The sequence below is a fragment of the Novosphingopyxis iocasae genome, from assembly GCF_014334095.1.
Lineage (GTDB): Bacteria > Pseudomonadota > Alphaproteobacteria > Sphingomonadales > Sphingomonadaceae > Novosphingopyxis > Novosphingopyxis iocasae.
Genome location: NZ_CP060495.1, coordinates 134,664 through 150,686 on the forward strand (window position 1 = coordinate 134,664; position 16,023 = coordinate 150,686).

Annotated in this window: 15 protein-coding genes; 8 read left to right on the top strand and 7 right to left on the bottom strand. The window is 62.3% G+C overall.

Going from position 1 to position 16,023, the window contains the following annotated elements; genetic code table 11:
• Positions 1-30: 30 nt before the first annotated feature.
• Positions 31-450, top strand: coding sequence for a 50S ribosomal protein L17 (rplQ, locus tag H7X45_RS00705; protein ID WP_187335675.1), 420 nt, complete (start codon positions 31-33; stop codon positions 448-450).
• 225 nt (positions 451-675) lie between these two features.
• The gene (locus H7X45_RS00710) at positions 676-1,248 is read left to right on the top strand and encodes a hypothetical protein (protein WP_187335676.1); all 573 of its coding nucleotides are present in this window, start codon (positions 676-678) and stop codon (positions 1,246-1,248) included.
• Positions 1,249-1,331: 83 nt separating this feature from the next.
• Here H7X45_RS00710 and H7X45_RS00715 read toward each other — a convergent pair whose 3' ends face one another.
• The 6 genes from H7X45_RS00715 to H7X45_RS00740 form a co-directional block, all read right to left on the bottom strand.
• Positions 1,332-3,374: a 3-hydroxyacyl-CoA dehydrogenase NAD-binding domain-containing protein gene (locus H7X45_RS00715; RefSeq protein WP_187335677.1), complete on the bottom strand. Its 2,043-nt coding sequence runs from the start codon at positions 3,372-3,374 to the stop codon at positions 1,332-1,334.
• 109 nt (positions 3,375-3,483) lie between these two features.
• Positions 3,484-4,686 carry a serine hydrolase domain-containing protein gene (locus H7X45_RS00720; RefSeq protein WP_187335678.1) on the bottom strand — a complete coding sequence of 401 codons (1,203 nt, stop codon included), beginning with the start codon at positions 4,684-4,686 and terminating at the stop codon, positions 3,484-3,486.
• Entirely contained in the window at positions 4,683-5,756 is a 1,074-nt protein-coding gene (locus tag H7X45_RS00725; RefSeq protein ID WP_187335679.1) for a phosphotransferase family protein, read from the bottom strand. Before H7X45_RS00725 ends, H7X45_RS00720 begins: the two co-directional genes overlap by 4 nt.
• 19 nt (positions 5,757-5,775) lie before the next feature.
• Positions 5,776-6,858: a Zn-dependent alcohol dehydrogenase gene (locus tag H7X45_RS00730; RefSeq protein ID WP_187335680.1), complete on the bottom strand. Its 1,083-nt coding sequence runs from the start codon at positions 6,856-6,858 to the stop codon at positions 5,776-5,778.
• 137 nt (positions 6,859-6,995) lie between these two features.
• Positions 6,996-8,303: an acyl-CoA dehydrogenase family protein gene (locus H7X45_RS00735; RefSeq protein ID WP_187335681.1), complete on the bottom strand. Its 1,308-nt coding sequence runs from the start codon at positions 8,301-8,303 to the stop codon at positions 6,996-6,998.
• A 97-nt stretch (positions 8,304-8,400) separates the two neighbouring features.
• Entirely contained in the window at positions 8,401-9,834 is a 1,434-nt protein-coding gene (locus H7X45_RS00740; RefSeq protein WP_246449529.1) for an MFS transporter, read from the bottom strand.
• A 196-nt stretch (positions 9,835-10,030) separates the two neighbouring features.
• On the opposite strand from H7X45_RS00740, the gene H7X45_RS00745 reads away from it, so the two are divergent.
• The 6 genes from H7X45_RS00745 to H7X45_RS00770 all read left to right on the top strand — a co-directional run bounded on the left by H7X45_RS00745 (position 10,031) and on the right by H7X45_RS00770 (position 15,231).
• Positions 10,031-11,212, top strand: a complete 1,182-nt coding sequence (locus H7X45_RS00745; protein WP_187335682.1) for an acyl-CoA dehydrogenase family protein — start codon at positions 10,031-10,033, stop codon at positions 11,210-11,212.
• Positions 11,213-11,380: 168 nt separating this feature from the next.
• Positions 11,381-12,517 (top strand): acyl-CoA dehydrogenase family protein, encoded by a 1,137-nt coding sequence (locus tag H7X45_RS00750; RefSeq protein ID WP_187335683.1) that lies wholly within the window; start codon positions 11,381-11,383, stop codon positions 12,515-12,517.
• A gap of 98 nt (positions 12,518-12,615) precedes the next feature.
• A complete protein-coding gene (locus tag H7X45_RS00755; RefSeq protein WP_187335684.1) occupies positions 12,616-13,764 on the top strand; it encodes an acyl-CoA dehydrogenase family protein in 1,149 nt (382 codons plus the stop codon).
• Positions 13,765-13,908: 144 nt separating this feature from the next.
• Positions 13,909-14,706, top strand: coding sequence for an SDR family oxidoreductase (locus tag H7X45_RS00760; protein ID WP_187335685.1), 798 nt, complete (start codon positions 13,909-13,911; stop codon positions 14,704-14,706).
• Positions 14,707-14,779: 73 nt separating this feature from the next.
• Entirely contained in the window at positions 14,780-15,031 is a 252-nt protein-coding gene (locus tag H7X45_RS00765; RefSeq protein ID WP_187335686.1) for a hypothetical protein, read from the top strand.
• Complete coding sequence (locus tag H7X45_RS00770; RefSeq protein WP_187335687.1) at positions 15,028-15,231, top strand: hypothetical protein; 204 nt, start codon at positions 15,028-15,030, stop codon at positions 15,229-15,231. Before H7X45_RS00765 ends, H7X45_RS00770 begins: the two co-directional genes overlap by 4 nt.
• 325 nt (positions 15,232-15,556) lie before the next feature.
• Here the strand turns inward: H7X45_RS00770 and H7X45_RS00775 are convergent, their stop codons facing one another.
• Complete coding sequence (locus tag H7X45_RS00775) at positions 15,557-16,003, bottom strand: OsmC family protein (protein ID WP_187335688.1); 447 nt, start codon at positions 16,001-16,003, stop codon at positions 15,557-15,559.
• Between the last annotated feature and the right edge of the window lie 20 nt (positions 16,004-16,023).

Consider the following 16,023-nt stretch of genomic DNA (forward strand, 5'->3'; position numbering starts at 1 on the left):
GGCCTCCTTACGAACGAAAAGGAATATCGCATGCGTCATAAAATGGGTGGTCGTAAGCTTCAGCGGACCAGCTCGCACCGTGCAGCCCTGCTGCGCAACATGTCGGCCGCGCTGATCAAGCATGAGCAGATCGTCACCACTTTGCCCAAGGCGAAAGAACTGCGCCCCTATATCGAAAAGCTGGTGACCCTGGCGAAGAAGGGTGGTCTTTCGAACCGCCGCCTCGCGCAGAGCCGCTTGATGGACGAAACGCAGCTCACCAAGCTGTTCGACACGCTGGCCGATCGCTATTCGAGCCGTAACGGCGGTTACACCCGCATCGTCAAGGCCGGCTTCCGCAAGTCGGACATGGCGCCGATGGCGGTGATCGAATTCATCGACCGTGACGAACAGGCACGCGGGCAGGACAGCGGCCCCGTGATGACGGAAGAAGATTTCGAGGAAGCCTGACAGCTCTCGTTCATCTGACATCATTAGAACAAGCATTGGGTCATGGCGCCGACGGGCGTCATGGCCTTTTTGCTGTCTGCTGCGTTGCTCTATCAGCAACCCACTTTTATGTTCAGGCTTCTCGCTTAGTTTATGAACAGATGCTGCCGTACAGGTTCAGAACGGGGTCACAACGACCGCGTTATAACCATAGGCACAGTGGGGAAGACGAATAGGAGCACGACCATGAAAAATCTGAAGAAGGCATTCATTGGCTCGGCCGTCGGTGCGGCCGTGCTTGTTTCCGCCGCGGCCCCGGCCAACGCGCAATATTACCGCGACCGTGATCGCGGCGGCGTGAGCGCTGGAGAAGTGATCGCCGGTGTGGCGATCCTCGGCGGCCTTGCTGCTGTAATCGCAGCGGCAAGCGACAACGACGATCGTTATGATCGCCGCTATAACGATCCGCGCTATCGCACCAATGGCTATCCGACCGGCGGCTATTACAATGATGGCTATAATAACGGCTATTATCGGGGCAGCAGTCGTTACAATCAGGGCCAGCAGGTGATCCAGCAATGCATCCAGGCCGCTCAATATGAGGGCCGCCGTTACGGCAGCGACGTCCGCGTGACGCAGATCGACGATGTCGATCGTATCCGCCGCGGTGTTCGAGTTCGCGGAGACATTGTGGTGAACGAGTATGATCGCCGCGGCAATCGCTGGGGCAATCGCTATCGCAACAACTACGATCGTGGCAGCTTCACCTGCACCGTCCAGCGTGGCCGCGTCGTCGATGTGAATATCCGCGGGATCTGATCGGCCTTTCCAAGCCGATAAAAGAAAAGGCCCGGTCGAGAGACCGGGCCTTTCCGTTTTTCAGCGCCTAAGCGGCAGAGCGCTTAGTTAAAGCGCTCCTTCTTTTCCGCCTTTTCGCGGAGCAGCTTGGAGATCTTGAAGTCGAACTTGTCTTCATGCTTTTCCAGGCCCGCAAGGATCTTCTTGGCACCCTCCAGGTCCGCCCAGAACATCGGACCGCCGCGATAGACCGGCCAGCCATAGCCGTAGATCCACACCACATCGATGTCGCTCGCGCGCTGGGCGATGCCTTCTTCGAGGATCAGCGCACCTTCGTTCACCATCGGATAGAGCGTGCGCTCGATAATTTCATCGTCGCTGATCTCGCGCACCTCTGTGCCCGCCTTCGTCCGGAAATCCTCGATGATTTCGGCCACGCGCGGGGAAGGGGAGGGACGGCGCTTCTCGTCATAATCGTAGAAGCCCGCGCCCTTCTTCTGGCCCCAGCGATCCTCGGCGCACAGTGCGTCGCGGATCGATTCGATGCGGTTCGGATCACGGTGCCAGCCGATGTCCACGCCCGCCAGATCGCTCATCTGGAACGGGCCCATCGGCATGCCGAAATCGGTATGCACCTTGTCGATCTGGGCCGGAGTGGCGCCTTCCAGCAGCAGCTTCTGCGCCTCGACCTGGCGCGGCTTCAGCATACGATTGCCGATGAAGCCGTCGCAGACGCCTGCGACCACCGCAACTTTGCGGATTTTCTTGGCGAGATCCATCACCGTGGCGAGCACGTCTTTCTCGGTCTTATCGCCGCGCACGACCTCCAGCAGCTTCATGACATTGGCGGGCGAGAAGAAGTGCATGCCCACGACATCGCCGGGACGGTTGGTCGCGCTCGCGATCTCGTTGATATCGAGATAGCTGGTGTTGGACGCCAGGATCGCGCCCTCCTTGGCCAGCTTGTCGAGATTGGTGAAGATCTCCTTCTTCACGTCCATATTCTCGAACACCGCCTCGATGATGAGGTCGCAATCGGCCAGATCGCCCTGATCGAGCGAGCCGGTAAGCTGTCCCATCCACTGTTCGACCTGTTCATTGGTAAACCGGCCCTTGGAGGCGCTGTTTTCGTAATTCTTGCGGATCACGCCCACGCCGCGGTCGAGCGCTTCCTGCTTCATCTCGACGATGGTGACCGGATAGCCGGCCTGGAGGAAGTTCATCGAAATGCCGCCGCCCATGGTGCCGGCGCCGATGACGCCGACCTTCTTGACGTCGCGCAGCTGGATGTCGCTCGGCACGTCGTCGATTTTCGATGCCTTTCGCTCGGCGAAGAACAGGTGGCGCATGGCGGCGGACTGGCTGCCGAACATCAGCTTGCCGAACTGTTCGCGCTCGAACGCGATGCCTTCCTTGAACGGCATGGTCGTGGCCGCCTCGACGCATTTGATGTTCGCTTCAGGCGCGTCGAAACCCTTGAACTTGCGCGCATTGGCTTCACGGAATTTGTCGAACACGCCGTCCTCGGCGCTCGCTTCCATCTCGCTGACGCGTGGAATGGGACGAGCATCCTTGATCTCGTTGGCGAAGGCGATGGCGTCTTCGCGCAAGGACTCTTCGCCCGCCATGCGGTCGATCAGGCCCGCCTCATGCGCTTTCTTTGCAGAGATGGGATCGCCTTTGGCGGTCATCTCCAGCGCCAGCTCCACCGTCGCCACGCGCGGTAGACGCTGCGTGCCGCCGGCACCCGGCAACAGGCCGAGCTTCACCTCGGGCGTGCCGATCTTGGCGCTGGGCACGGCGATCCGGTAATGACAGCCGAGCGCGGTCTCGCAGCCCCCGCCAAGCGCAGTGCCGTGGATCGCGGCGACGATCGGCTTGCCGAACGCTTCCATGCGCTCGATCACTGCGGGCAGAAGCGGCTCGACCGGGGGCTTGCCGAATTCGGTGATGTCCGCGCCCGCAAAGAAGGTGCGGCCCTCGCAGCGCAGGACCAGCGCCTTGATGCTATCATCGCCCTCGGCCTCGTCCAGTGCGGCGCTGAGGCCGGTGCGGACCGCCGCGCCGAGCGCGTTCACAGGCGGATTGTTCGAGGTGACGACCAGGATGTCGCCTTCGCGGGTGGTGGAGATGGGGGAGTCGGTCATATTTTTCTTTCTCTGCTTCCGTGGCCCTTTGAGCTTGTCGAAGGGCGCGTTGCGGTGAGGGACAGGCGGGCTTCGACAAGCTCAGCCCTGCGGTGTGTGGTATGAAACGCTACTCCAGGGCAGCGTAGATCATCGTCTTGAGTTCCCGGCGAACGGGATAAGTCGAGCTGGGCATCAGCTGCGTCATGAAGATCATGAACAGCTCTTCTGCCGGATCCACGAAGAACGCCGTGGAAAACATGCCGCCCCAGTAGAAATCGCCTGCCGAGCCGGGGGTGAGCGTCTTGTGCGGTTCCATCGTAGTGGCAAAGCCCAAACCGAAACCGATGCCCGCATTGTCCGCTTCGGAGAACAGGCTGATCGACAGCTCGGTCAGGTCCTTGCCCCCGGGCAGATGGTTCGCGGTCATCAAGTCCAGCGTCTTGCGGCCGATCACCCGCGCACCCTCATATTCACCCTGGCCGAGCAGCATGCGACAGAAGCGCTCATAATCGCCCATGGTGGAGGCCAGGCCGCCGCCGCCCGAAGGCATGGCGCGTGGGCGCGCCCAGCGGCTGGTTGGGCCGCCCGGATCGAACAGTTTCTTCGTCTCGGCGGAGTGGAAATAGTAAGCGTCGGCCAGCCGGTCCGCCTTATCCGGCGGCACTTGGAAGAAAGTGTCTTCCATGCCCAACGGATCGAGAATGTTTTCCTTCAGATACTCGTCGAAGGGCTGGTCCGCGATGCGCTGGATCAGGCCGCCGAGCACATCGGTGGACACGGAGTAATTCCACGCCTCGCCCGGATCGAACAGCAGCGGATAATCGGCCAGCTTCTTGAGGAAGGTTTCCAGATCATATTGCGCGTTGAAGCTGTCGAGCTGCTCGCGCCGATAGGCGGCGTCGACGGGTGTGCGCTCCTGAAAGCCGTAGGTGAGGCCGGAGGTATGGCGCAGCAGATCGAGCATCTGCATCGGCCGCTTGGGGCGGCGCTTTTGGAACGGTGCTTCGCCGCCGCCCGCCACGAACACGCCCATATCCTTCCATTCCGGAATGACATCATGGACGTAATTGCTCAGCGCGACCTTGCCCTGTTCCACCAATTGCATGAACGCAATCGAGGTGAGCGGCTTGGTCATCGAGGCGATGCGGTAGATCGTGTCTTCCGCCAGCGGCTGTCCCTCGCGCGCATCGCCCTGCAGCGACTGATAGGACGGGCCGTCCTTCAGGCCGACGAGGACGCCCGCATGGGGCAGCTTGCCGGTATCGAGATATTTTTGCTTCAGGAACGGCGCGATGCGTTCCAGACGGCTCTGATCGAAGCGGTCGCTCATGCCTTCGCTCCGGCACGCTGGGCGAACATCCACGCCGCCTGCGCCAGGAATGGCATTCGCTCAGCGGTCTGCTTCGCGTGCGCGCTGGACGCGGTGCCGTCGATGATGCGCTTCTTGATGCCCTGCACGATGCCCGCAAGACGGAACATGTTGAACGCGAAATACCAGTTCAGGTCCTCGATTTTTTCCCGTCCGGTGCGCTCGGCATAGCGATCGAGCATGGCGCGCATGTTCGGAATGCCCAGCGCGTCGAGGTCCAGGCCCGCCAGCCCCGCGCGCCCTTCCGTCGGCGTCTCCCAGTTCATCAGCAGATAGGCGACATCCGCCATCGGATCGCCCAGCGTCGACAGCTCCCAATCCAACACCGCGGCAATGCGCGGATCGTCCGGAGCATAGATTACGTTGTCGATACGGTAATCGCCATGAACGATACTGGTCCGCTCCTGGCTCGGCAGGGTGGCGGGCAGCCATTCGATCAGCCGCTCCATCTCCGGCATTTCCTCGGTTTCGCTGGCCCGGTACTGCTTGGTCCAGCGTCCGACCTGGCGTTCGAAATAATTGCCGGGCTTGCCGTACTCGCCAAGGCCCGCCGCTTCGTGATCGGTCTGGTGCAGATCGGCCAGCGTATCGATCAGCGCATGGTAGATTTCGGTGCGCTGCGCCGGCTCCATATCGGGCAGGCTGCCGTCCCAGAGCGAGCGGCCCTTCACCATCTCCATGATGTAGAACATCGATCCGATGACGCTCTCATCCTCGCATAGCCCATAAGGCCGCGCGACGGGAAAGCCGGTGGGGTGCAGGCCGCTGATGACGCGATATTCGCGGTCCACCGCATGCGCGCTCGGCAGTAGCTCGCCGAAGGGCTTGCGGCGCAGAACGTAGGAACGCCCCGGCGTGTCGATGCGATAGGTGGGGTTCGACTGCCCGCCTTTGAACTTGGACAGGTCGATCGGCCCTTCGAACCCTTCGACACGGTCCTGCATCCAGCCTGTGAGGGCGGCTTCGTCGAGCCGGTCCTTCTCCGGCACGGCCATGGTGCCGATATTGTCTGCTGCGGGTGCTTCGCTCATTCGCCTGTCTCCGCCCAAGTCATTCGAACCGGATAACGGAGCGCACGGCATCGCCCTTGCGCAGCGCATCCAGCGCGTCGTTGATGTCTTCGAGCCGGATTTCCTCGGCCACCATCAAGTCGAGCTCCAACTGCCCGTTCAGATAGAATTGCACGAGGCGCGGCAGGTCGATCGGCGGTACGCAGCCGCCGAGCAGCGAGCCTTGCAGCTTCTTGCCAGACAGGAAGGTGGGGCCGGGGATCGAAACCGATTTGCCCGGCGCGATCATGCCGAGGATGGTGGCCGTGCCGCCGCGCTTCACGATGTTCCACGCCATTTCCGCGGTGGCCGGCTGGCCGACGCATTCGATGGCATAATCGAAGCCGCCGCCGCTCATCTTAAGCAGCGACTTGGTGGCGTTTTCCTCCATCGGATCGAACGCGTCCGTCGCGCCCGATTGCAGCGCCAGATCGCGCTTGGAGGCGACCGGATCGATTGCGACGATGCGGCCCGCGCCCGCGATCTTGGCGGCGTTGATGGCGCTGAGGCCGATGCCGCCGCAGCCGATAATGGCCACCGTTTCGCCCGGCTTCACATGGCTATCGTTGAACACTGCGCCCGCGCCGGTCAGCACGGCGCAGCCCAAAAGCGCGGCCTTTTCCAGCGGCATCTCCTTGTCGATGGCAACGCAGGCATTTTCGTGCACCAGCATCTGTTCGGCATAGGCCGAGAGGTTGATGAACTGCGCCAGCGGCTCGCCGTCCAGCGAGAGCCGGGGCGGTGCATCGTCCGGGCGGCGGATCGCGGGGCTGGTGCACAAGGTGTAGTGGCCCGTCAGGCACAGATCGCACTGGCCGCAAAAGACGGTGAAGAAGGTGACGACATGATCGCCCGGCTTCACCGTCGTGACTTCGCTGCCGACCTTTTCCACCACGCCGGCCGCTTCATGGCCGAGCACGGTGGGCAGCGGGTGCGGGAAGGCCCCGTCGGCGAAGTGCAGATCGGACCGGCAGACGCCGCAGGCGACGGTACGGATCAGAACCTCATGCGGCATGGGATCGTCGACGGTGACGTCCACGATTTCCAGCGGCGCATTGGGTTTGGTGAGGAGGGCTGCTTTCATGAGTAAACCTTCAAAATACTACGTCATTGCGAGGCCGCAGGCCGAAGCAATCCAGAGCAGTGACAGCGCTGCATTTGCTCTGAATTGCTTCGTCGCCTTCGGCTCCTCGCAATGACGATGGTGCTAGTTCGCGCGGATCAGCTCGAATGGCCCATCAGGCCGGCGGCGGGCTGGGCGCGGGCAGCCTTGGCGGCCTGCACCGCTTCCTTGCCGCCATATTTGCCGAGCTCGATGCGGGCGATCGCGCGGTTGTGGACCTCGTCCGGGCCGTCGGCGAGGCGCAGGGTGCGCTGGCCGGCATAGGCCTTGGCGAGACCGAAATCGTCGGACACGCCTGCACCGCCATGTGCCTGAATCGCGTCGTCGATGATGCGCAGCGCCATGTTCGGCCCCTGCACCTTGATCATCGCGATCTCGGCCTGGGCGGCCTTGTTGCCGGCCTTGTCCATCATGTCCGCGGCCTTCAGGCAGAGCAGGCGGCTCATGTCGATATCGATCCGCGCGCGGGCCACGCGCTCTTCCCACACGCTATGTTCGGCAATCAGCTTGCCGAACGCCGTGCGGTTCAGCAGGCGCTTGCACATCTTTTCCAGCGCTTCCTCGGCAACGCCGATAGTGCGCATGCAGTGGTGGATACGGCCCGGCCCAAGACGGCCTTGCGCGATTTCGAACCCGCGGCCTTCGCCCAGGATGATGTTGGATGCGGGCACGCGCACATCCTTGAGCGCGATTTCCATATGGCCATGCGGCGCATCGTCATAACCGAAGACCGGCAGGAAGCGCTCGATCGTAACACCGTCCGCATCGAGCGGCACCAGAATCTGGGATTGCTGCGAGTGGCGGCTGGCGTCGGGATCGGTCTTGCCCATCAGGATCGCGATCTTGCAGCGCGGATCGCCCGCGCCAGAGCTCCACCATTTGCGGCCGTTGATGACGTAATCGTCGCCGTCGCGTTCGATCCGGCATTCGATATTGGTGGCATCCGAACTGGCCACGCCCGGTTCGGTCATCAGAAAGGCGGAGCGGATCTCGCCGTTCATCAGCGGGGTGAGCCAGCGATCCTTCTGCTCGCGCGTGCCGTAGCGGTGGAACACTTCCATATTGCCGGTGTCCGGCGCGGAGCAGTTGAATACCTCGGACGCAAACCCGATGCGGCCCATCTCCTCGGCGCACAGCGCATATTCCAGATTGCTGAGGCCGGGGCCTTCGAATTCAAAGCTGTCGTCGACATGCTGCTGGCCCGAATTGGGCGGCATGAAGAGGTTCCAGAGGCCTTGGCCCTTGGCCTTTTCTTTCAGCTTCTCGATGGTCTGGATGACCTTCCACCGGTCGCCGTCCGCCATCTCCGCTTCCACATCGGGAATTGCGGGACGCACATTGTCCTCGATGAAGTTGCGGATGCGGTCGCGCCAGTGGCTCTGGCGTTCGGTCAGGTCAAAATCCATGGAAGATCATCCTCTCGTGATTCGGGGAATGTGTGATGTTTGCGGGCAAATTGGCAGATGGCGCGGTGCTTTTCCAGCATTGAGTATGGCGATGCGATCATTGTACCGCGTCCGCCACGGCGGCAAGGCCGTCCTCGTCCGGCTCCTCACGGCCCGATAGCGGATAGCGCAAATAGGCAAGGGCCGAGAGCGCCCCCAGGACCGCGACCGACAGGCCGTAAACCAGGATCAGCCGCCCCAGCACATCGTCCGGCACGGTGCCGGGCGCTGCCTTTTCCGGAAAGCCGACGGCACCCAGGATCATGCCGGACAGAAAAATGCCCAGGCCGGTCACCGATTTCTGCACGAAGAAGAAGCCGGCATAGAAAAGCCCCTCGGTTTGCCTGCCGGTGCTGCGCGCGGCATGATCGGTGACGTCGGCCACCATCGATGCCGTGAGGATCAGCGAGGAGATGAAGGCCGCATTGCCGATACCAATTATGCTGAGGATGACCGGCAGCAGCAGCGGCGAATCATTGGCTGGCGCGATCCCGAAATAGCGCAGCCAATAGGCGCCGCTGCCGAAAATGACCGCCACGATGGCGCAGGCGGCGGCACCGCGTTGCTTGGGTGTGCGCTTGGCGATCGGCGCGATCACGGCAAAGGCCACACAGGCGCTGGCGAACAGCACCAGCGCGTAGAAAAGGAACTGGGGGGCGGAGAAATTCCATATGAACTTGAGCAGATAATTGCTCAGCGCGAAGGTGATCCCCTGCGCGGCATATCCGAACAGAGCGGCGACCATCACCACCATGAACGGCTTGTAGCGCAGGGTCGCGAGAATATCGCGCACGCTTTCCGCGGTGTCGGGGCGGCCGGGCACGGGGCGGGCGAGGCGCTTATGCGTGCCGATGGCTGAGACGAGGACCGATACGAACATGATCAATGCGCCCACCAAGGCGTAGCGCGGATAACCGGCCGGGTTCAGCAATCCGTCCGGATATCCGGGAGTAGGGACCAGGATCACCCCATAAGCCAGCGCCAGCATCAGCAGGCCACCGACCCACCCGAACAGGAAGCGGTACCGCACCACCAGCGTACGCTCGGTATAGTCGCTCGTCAGTTCCGGCGTCAGCGCCAGCGAGGGCACCTCGTTGGCCGAGAGCGAGGCGCGTACCAGAAGCCCGAAGGTGAACAGATAGCCCAGCGTCGCGCCGGTGCTCGCTTCTGGTGGATTCCATAGCAAAAGCCAGGTGATGGCGATCGGCAAGGCGGAGCCGTAAAGCCATGGGTGGCGCCGGCCCCATTTGGTGCGCGTGCGGTCCGAAAGATTGCCGATCACCGGATCGATGAACGCATCCACGATCAGCGCCAGGCCAATTACCAGCCCCACCGCCTCCGCAGGCAATCCCACGATCTGATTGTAGAACAGCAGCAGGAAGACGGAGAAGCCGTTGTCCTTGATGCCGTAGGCGACCGCGCCGAATCCGTAGGCCAGCTTGGTGCCCATCGGCACCCTTGTCTTGGGCGCGATATGAACTGCCTGCGCCATGATACCCTCTCCCGTTCGCGGCGTTCCGCCTTGGCACCGCACCTTAGAGGCCGTCCGCCGCGCGTCAACGGCGTTACGCCATACCCTTTTTTCGAAAAGACGAAACGAGCCCTTGCGCAGACGGCCCGAATTTGGTGCAATTGCGGCCAAGCCGCCCGCGGCGCATGGGATGCCGCATGCAGGAGAAAGAGAAACGATGAGCGACCTGGAAAGATTCCGCGCCGAAACGCGCGCCTGGCTGGAAGAAAACTGCCCGCCGGAAATGCGCCAGCCGATGAAGGACGAAAAGGATGCCTGCTGGGGCGGGCGCAATTGGACCTTCAAGAACGAAGCGCAGAAGCAATGGCTTGAGGCGATGGCGGGGCGCGGCTGGACCGTGCCGGACTGGCCCAAGGAATATGGCGGCGGCGGGCTTTCCGCGGCCGAAACCAAGATCCTGCGGCAAGAAATGGCGCGGATCAACGCGCGCAACCCGCTGAACAGCTTCGGCATCTCCATGCTGGGGCCCGCCATGCTGCACTTTGGCACGGAAGAGCAGAAGCGCCATTATCTGCCGCCCATCGCGCGCGGCGAGATTCGCTGGTGCCAGGGCTATTCGGAGCCGGGCAGCGGATCGGACCTCGTGTCCCTCCAGACCTATGGCGAAGACAAGGGCGATCACTGGGTGGTGAACGGCCAGAAGATCTGGACCAGCTATGCCGATCAGGCGGACTGGATTTTCTGCCTGGTGCGCACCGACAAGGAGAACAAATATCAAGGCATCAGCTTCCTGCTGTTCGACATGGAATCGGACGGCGTCTCGACCAAGCCGATCAAGCTGATCAGCGGCAACAGTCCGTTTTGCGAGACCTTCTTCGACGATGTGAAGGTGCCCAAGGACCAGATCGTGGGTGAGGTGAACCGCGGCTGGGATGTCGCCAAATATCTGCTGGGCCATGAGCGCGAGATGATCTCCGGCACCGGCGGCGGAGACCGGGCTGGCTCGCTCGGCGCGGCGCTGGTGGATACCGTCGGCAAGGACGATAGCGGCCGGCTCGACGATCCGATGCTGCGCGCAGAACTGGCACGCTTCGATGTCGATGCGCTGGCCTTCACCGCGATGTCCGAGCGCTTCGTCGATGAGATGAAGGCCGGCAAGGGGCATCCCGCGCAGCCGAACATGCTGAAATATGCGGGCACCGAACTGAACAAGCGCCGCCATGCCCTGGTCATGGAAGCGGGCGGATCGGACGCGCTGGAATGGGAAAGCGAGCGCTCCAGCGAGGGCGTGCGCCCGCGGGCCTGGCTGCGCACCAAGGCCAACAGCATCGAAGGCGGCACGAGCGAGATCATGCTGAACGTGGTCGCCAAGCGCATTCTGGAGCTGCCAGGAGCATAGGCGCTTTCCCTTCGGCTCCACGTCATCGCGAGGAGCCCAACGCGAGTAACCCGCTCCTGAGCGACTTCTGCAAGCAGTCAGTCGGGCAATTCAGAGCGAGCGCAGCACGGCAACTGCCCTGGATTGCTTCGCTTCGCTCGCAATGACGACATTTTATGAGGACACCCAATGCCACTTTATCTCAATGAAGATCAGGCGATGCTGCAGGACAGCGCGCGCCCGTTCATGGCCGAGCAGGCCCCCGTCGCCCATCTGCGCAAGTTCCGCGACATGGATTGCAAGGACGGTTTCAGCCACGATCTGTGGAAGCAGTTCGGTGAAATGGGTTTCACCGGCATATTGGCGAGCGAAGACGATGGCGGTCTCGGCATGGGCCATGTCGAGGCAGGTGTCGTGCTGGAGGAGATTGGCCGCAATCTGACGCCGTCGCCCTTCCTCACCACGTCGGTTGCGGGCGTGACCGCGCTGAACGAGGCCGCCGCGTCGCTGCGCGAGAAATATCTGCCCGGCATCATCGGCGGTGAAACGGTGCTGGCGCTGGCGATCGATGAAAGCGCCAAGCACCGGCCCGAGCGGATCGCGATGAAGGCGGAGCGGTCCGGCAACGGCTTCAAGCTGAGCGGCAAGAAGCAGTTCGTGGTGCAGGGCGGCAGCGCCGATGCACTGATTGTCGCCGCGCGCACCGGCGGCTCGGCGGGTGAAACCGACGGGTTGACGCTGTTCGCGGTCGACAAGAATGCGGCGAACATGAGCATGGAAAGCGCGCGCCTGCTCGACAGCGCGATGGCCGCGCATATCGAGTTCGACGGCGTCGAGGTGACCGCGGATGCAGTGGTCGGCGAGGTCGATCAGGGCTGGAGCGTGCTGAAGAAAGTGCTCGCCGCCACCCGCGTCGGTTCGGCGTCGGAGATGATCGGCGTTGGTTCGGGCGCGATGGACATGACGGTGGACTATCTGAAGGAGCGCAAGCAGTTCGGCCGTCTGATCGGCGAATTCCAGGCGCTTCAGCACCGTGCGGCGCATCTCTATAGCGAGATGGAAATCGCGCGTGCTGCGGTGCTCAAGGCGCAGCAATTGCTCGACGAAGGCTCGGACGATGCCGAGCTTTGGGTCTCCATCGCCAAGGCTAAGGCCGGCGCCACCAGCGACCTTGCCGTGCGCGAAGGCGTGCAGATGCATGGCGGCATGGGCATGACCGATGAATATGACATCGGCCTCTATATGAAACGCGACCGCGCGCTCGCCGAATTCCTGGGCGATGCGAACTACCACGCCAACCGCGTCGCGGAGATGAGCGGCTATTGAGGCACCGCCGCGACCACATCCGCAGCCCTGAGTTTTTCGAAGGGCGTTTCTCGATCGGGAGCCGTCCTTCGACAGGCTCAGGACTTACGGATTAAGACATGGCATTGGACCAAGACACTTACGACCAGCTGATCGATACGATCACCCGCTTCGTGACCGAGCGACTGCGCCCGCTCGAGGGGCAGGTTGCGGAAACAGACGAGATTCCGGACGATCTGATCGAAGAGATGAAGGAGCTCGGGCTGTTCGGGCTTTCGATTCCCGAAGAGTTTGGCGGCCTCGGCCTCAACATGACCGAAGAGATCGGCATTGCCATCGCGATGGGGCACACCTCGCCGGCCATGCGTTCAACCTTCGGCACCAATATCGGCATCGGCAGCCAGGGTCTCGTCATGGCCGGTACGGACGAGCAGAAAGCGAAGTGGCTACCGAAGATCGCGAGCGGTGAGATCATCACCAGTTTCGCGCTCACCGAGCCCAGCGCCGGATCGGACGCCGCTTCGGTCAAGACCAAGGCGGATTATGACGAGGCGAAGGGCGTCTATCGCCTGAACGGATCGAAGCGCTACATCACCAATGCCGACAAGGCGGATCTGTTCACGGTCATGGCCCGGACGGGCGGGGAGGGCGCGCGGGGCGTCACCGCTTTCCTGGTGCCCCGCGATCTGCCGGGTCTCAGCGTCGGGCAGCCCGAGCGCAAGATGGGCCAGCAGGGCGCGCATGTCTGCGACGTCAATTTCGACGATGTCGAAGTGCCCGCCGAAAATCGCCTCGGCGCGGAAGGTGAAGGCTTCAAGGTGGCGATGCGGGTGCTCGATCGCGGACGCCTCCATATCAGCGGCGTCTGCGTCGGCGCGGCCGAGCGGCTGATCGAAGACATGGTCGGCTATGCCGGCGAGCGCGAACAGTTCGGCAAGCCTTTGAGCGACTTCCAGATGATCCAGGCGCAGATTGCCGACAGCAAGGCCGAATGCATGGCGGCGCGCGCGCTGGTCGAGCAGACGGCGAAGAAGCGCGATGCGGGCGAGAACATCACGATGGACTGCGCGGCGACCAAATTGATCGCCAGCGAAATGGTGGGCCGCGTCGCCGACCGTGCGGTGCAGGTCTATGGCGGCGCGGGCTATATCGCCGATTACGGCGTCGAGCGTTTCTACCGCGACGTACGCCTGTTCCGTATCTACGAAGGCACCAGCGAAATTCAGCGCAGCATCATCGCACGCGAAGTGATGAAGGCGGGGGGCTAGGCCTGTCGCCGCATAAAAGTCATCGTCATTGCGAGGAGCGCAGCGACGAAGCAATCCAGAGCCGTTGCAGCGCTGCGATTGCTCTGGATCGCCGCGTCGCCCTTCGGGCTCGTCGCGATGACATAACCCAATAGGAGAGACCCAATGGACACACCGAAACTATTCTCGCTCGAAGGCCGTACGGCGCTCGTCACCGGCGGATCGCGCGGCATCGGTCGCATGATCGTGGAAGGCCTGCTCGGCGCGGGCTGCGCAAAAGTCTATATCAGCGCGCGCAAGGCCGATCAGCTTGCCGAGGCGTCGGAAGCGCTGGGCGACAAGGTGGTCGCCATTCAGGGCGACGTTAGCACCGTCGATGGCTGTCGCGCGCTCGCCAAAGAGTTGTCGGAGCGTGAGGACAAGCTCGACATTCTGGTGAACAATGCCGGGGCCGCCTGGGGTGCGCCGTTCGAGGAGTTCCCGGAAGAGGGCTGGGACAAGGCGATGGACGTGAACGTGAAGGGCCCGTTCTACCTCACACAGGCGCTTTACGGGCTACTGAAAGCAGCAGGGTCCGCGGACCAGCCGGCCAAGGTCATCAACATCGGATCGATCGACGGGCGCAAGCTGAACCCATGGGAAACCTACAGCTATCATGCTTCCAAGGCGGCGATCCTGCATCTGACCAAGCGCATGGCCGCGCGTCTGATCCGCGACGATATTGTGGTGACGGCGATCGCCCCCGGCGCCTTCCAGTCGGACATGAACAAGGCCGCGCGAGATCATGGCGATGCGGTGGCCAAGAACATTCCGTCCAAACGCATCGGATCGGCTGAGGATATGGCGGGTGCCGCGGTGTTCCTGGCGAGCCGGGCGGGCGATTATGTTGTCGGGTCCACCCTTACCGTGGACGGCGGCATCGTTGACGCGGGGCTTCCGGGTAACAGCATCGACGCGGGTTGAACGACAAAGCGGGGCGGGCACGGAACGGCTTCGCCCCGCCTTCCGTTGTCGGATGGAAGAAAGGAATTCCATCATGGCAGACGAAGATCCGAACATGACCGAGGAGCTGGAAGGCTTCGACGAAACACAGCGGGCCGAAATTCTTGAGACCGAGGGGCGCAATCCCAAGCGCGGCGCGATCGTCGATGATCTCACGCCCGATCGGGGGCAGTCGATCACAGAGGGCGAAGCGCGCGAGGAAGAACTTCACGCAATCGCCGACACGCCCGACCAGCGTATTGTGGATGCGCTTGACGACGAAAACGCTGGGGAGGGCCGGTCATGAGCGGCGGCGGCTACGGCAATCACGACAAGGACGGCAAGCCGTCTGCACCCGAAGGCCCGGTTCACAGCGACAAGCCGAACAAGCCACAGGGCAATGACGGAGCGAGCGACACACAGTCGCAAACCAGCCCGGATGCCTACCCCGACAGCGACGGTGGAAAGCCCGATTATGGCAGCCCGAACCGCAAGAAGGACGATTGATTGCATCGACAGCTTGCAGTTTTGGCAAGCAATGATCGCATGACTGCAATTGTATTTGTTGCGTGACGGCGTAATTAAGCTTCAACGCCGGCCACGGTGCTGGCGATCCTTCGTGCGGGGGCTTTCCTCTCCTCCTCCCCCCGTTCCCGCCGAAGTGATTAGGAGACGGTCCCTGAGCTTGCCGCTCGGGGGCCGTTTCTTTTTGAGGCCGCTGCCGATGGACTGCTGCCATCCAGGTGGGATGCGGGGCACTGCAGCGTCGGATCTCGACGCAAAAAAAGGCGCGCCGTTACAGCGCGCCTTTGTTTTTTACGTTCTGCCGGGTTCAGCCGACGGCGAATTCGCTGTTCAGCGTATGCTCCAGAGTGATTTCGCAATCGAGCAGCTTGGACAGCGGGCAATTTTCCTTTGCGCCTTTCGCGATTTTCGCGAATTCCTCTTCCTCGATATTGGCGATCTGAGCCGTCAGCGTCAGTTCGGACTTGGAGACCTTGAAGCCATCGCCGTCCTTTTCCAACGTAACGACCGATTTGGTATCAAGCACGCCGTCCTCATAGCCCGCATCGTTGAGTGCGAAAGAAAGGGCCATGGTGAAGCAGCTGGCATGCGCACCGGCAATCAGCTCTTCGGGATTGGTGCCCGGAGCATCTTCGAAACGGGTGTTGAAACCATAGGGTTGATTTTCAAGCGCGCCGGACTGGGTGGACACGTGGCCCTTGCCGTCCTTGCCGAGACCTTCGTAACGGGCGGTGCCCCAATTGGTAGTTGCCATGATGAATGTTCCTTTTTGCA

Coding starts and splice junctions, on each gene's coding strand:
- H7X45_RS00775 (WP_187335688.1), bottom strand. CDS start 16,003: ATGGCAACTACCAATTGGGGCACCGCCCGTTACGAAGGTCTCGGCAAG.
- H7X45_RS00720 (WP_187335678.1), bottom strand. CDS start 4,686: ATGAGCGACCGCTTCGATCAGAGCCGTCTGGAACGCATCGCGCCGTTC.
- H7X45_RS00715 (WP_187335677.1), bottom strand. CDS start 3,374: ATGACCGACTCCCCCATCTCCACCACCCGCGAAGGCGACATCCTGGTC.
- H7X45_RS00725 (WP_187335679.1), bottom strand. CDS start 5,756: ATGAGCGAAGCACCCGCAGCAGACAATATCGGCACCATGGCCGTGCCG.
- H7X45_RS00755 (WP_187335684.1), top strand. CDS start 12,616: ATGGCATTGGACCAAGACACTTACGACCAGCTGATCGATACGATCACC.
- H7X45_RS00760 (WP_187335685.1), top strand. CDS start 13,909: ATGGACACACCGAAACTATTCTCGCTCGAAGGCCGTACGGCGCTCGTC.
- H7X45_RS00750 (WP_187335683.1), top strand. CDS start 11,381: ATGCCACTTTATCTCAATGAAGATCAGGCGATGCTGCAGGACAGCGCG.
- H7X45_RS00735 (WP_187335681.1), bottom strand. CDS start 8,303: ATGGATTTTGACCTGACCGAACGCCAGAGCCACTGGCGCGACCGCATC.
- H7X45_RS00770 (WP_187335687.1), top strand. CDS start 15,028: ATGAGCGGCGGCGGCTACGGCAATCACGACAAGGACGGCAAGCCGTCT.
- H7X45_RS00730 (WP_187335680.1), bottom strand. CDS start 6,858: ATGAAAGCAGCCCTCCTCACCAAACCCAATGCGCCGCTGGAAATCGTG.
- H7X45_RS00710 (WP_187335676.1), top strand. CDS start 676: ATGAAAAATCTGAAGAAGGCATTCATTGGCTCGGCCGTCGGTGCGGCC.
- H7X45_RS00740 (WP_246449529.1), bottom strand. CDS start 9,834: ATGGCGCAGGCAGTTCATATCGCGCCCAAGACAAGGGTGCCGATGGGC.
- H7X45_RS00765 (WP_187335686.1), top strand. CDS start 14,780: ATGGCAGACGAAGATCCGAACATGACCGAGGAGCTGGAAGGCTTCGAC.
- rplQ (WP_187335675.1), top strand. CDS start 31: ATGCGTCATAAAATGGGTGGTCGTAAGCTTCAGCGGACCAGCTCGCAC.
- H7X45_RS00745 (WP_187335682.1), top strand. CDS start 10,031: ATGAGCGACCTGGAAAGATTCCGCGCCGAAACGCGCGCCTGGCTGGAA.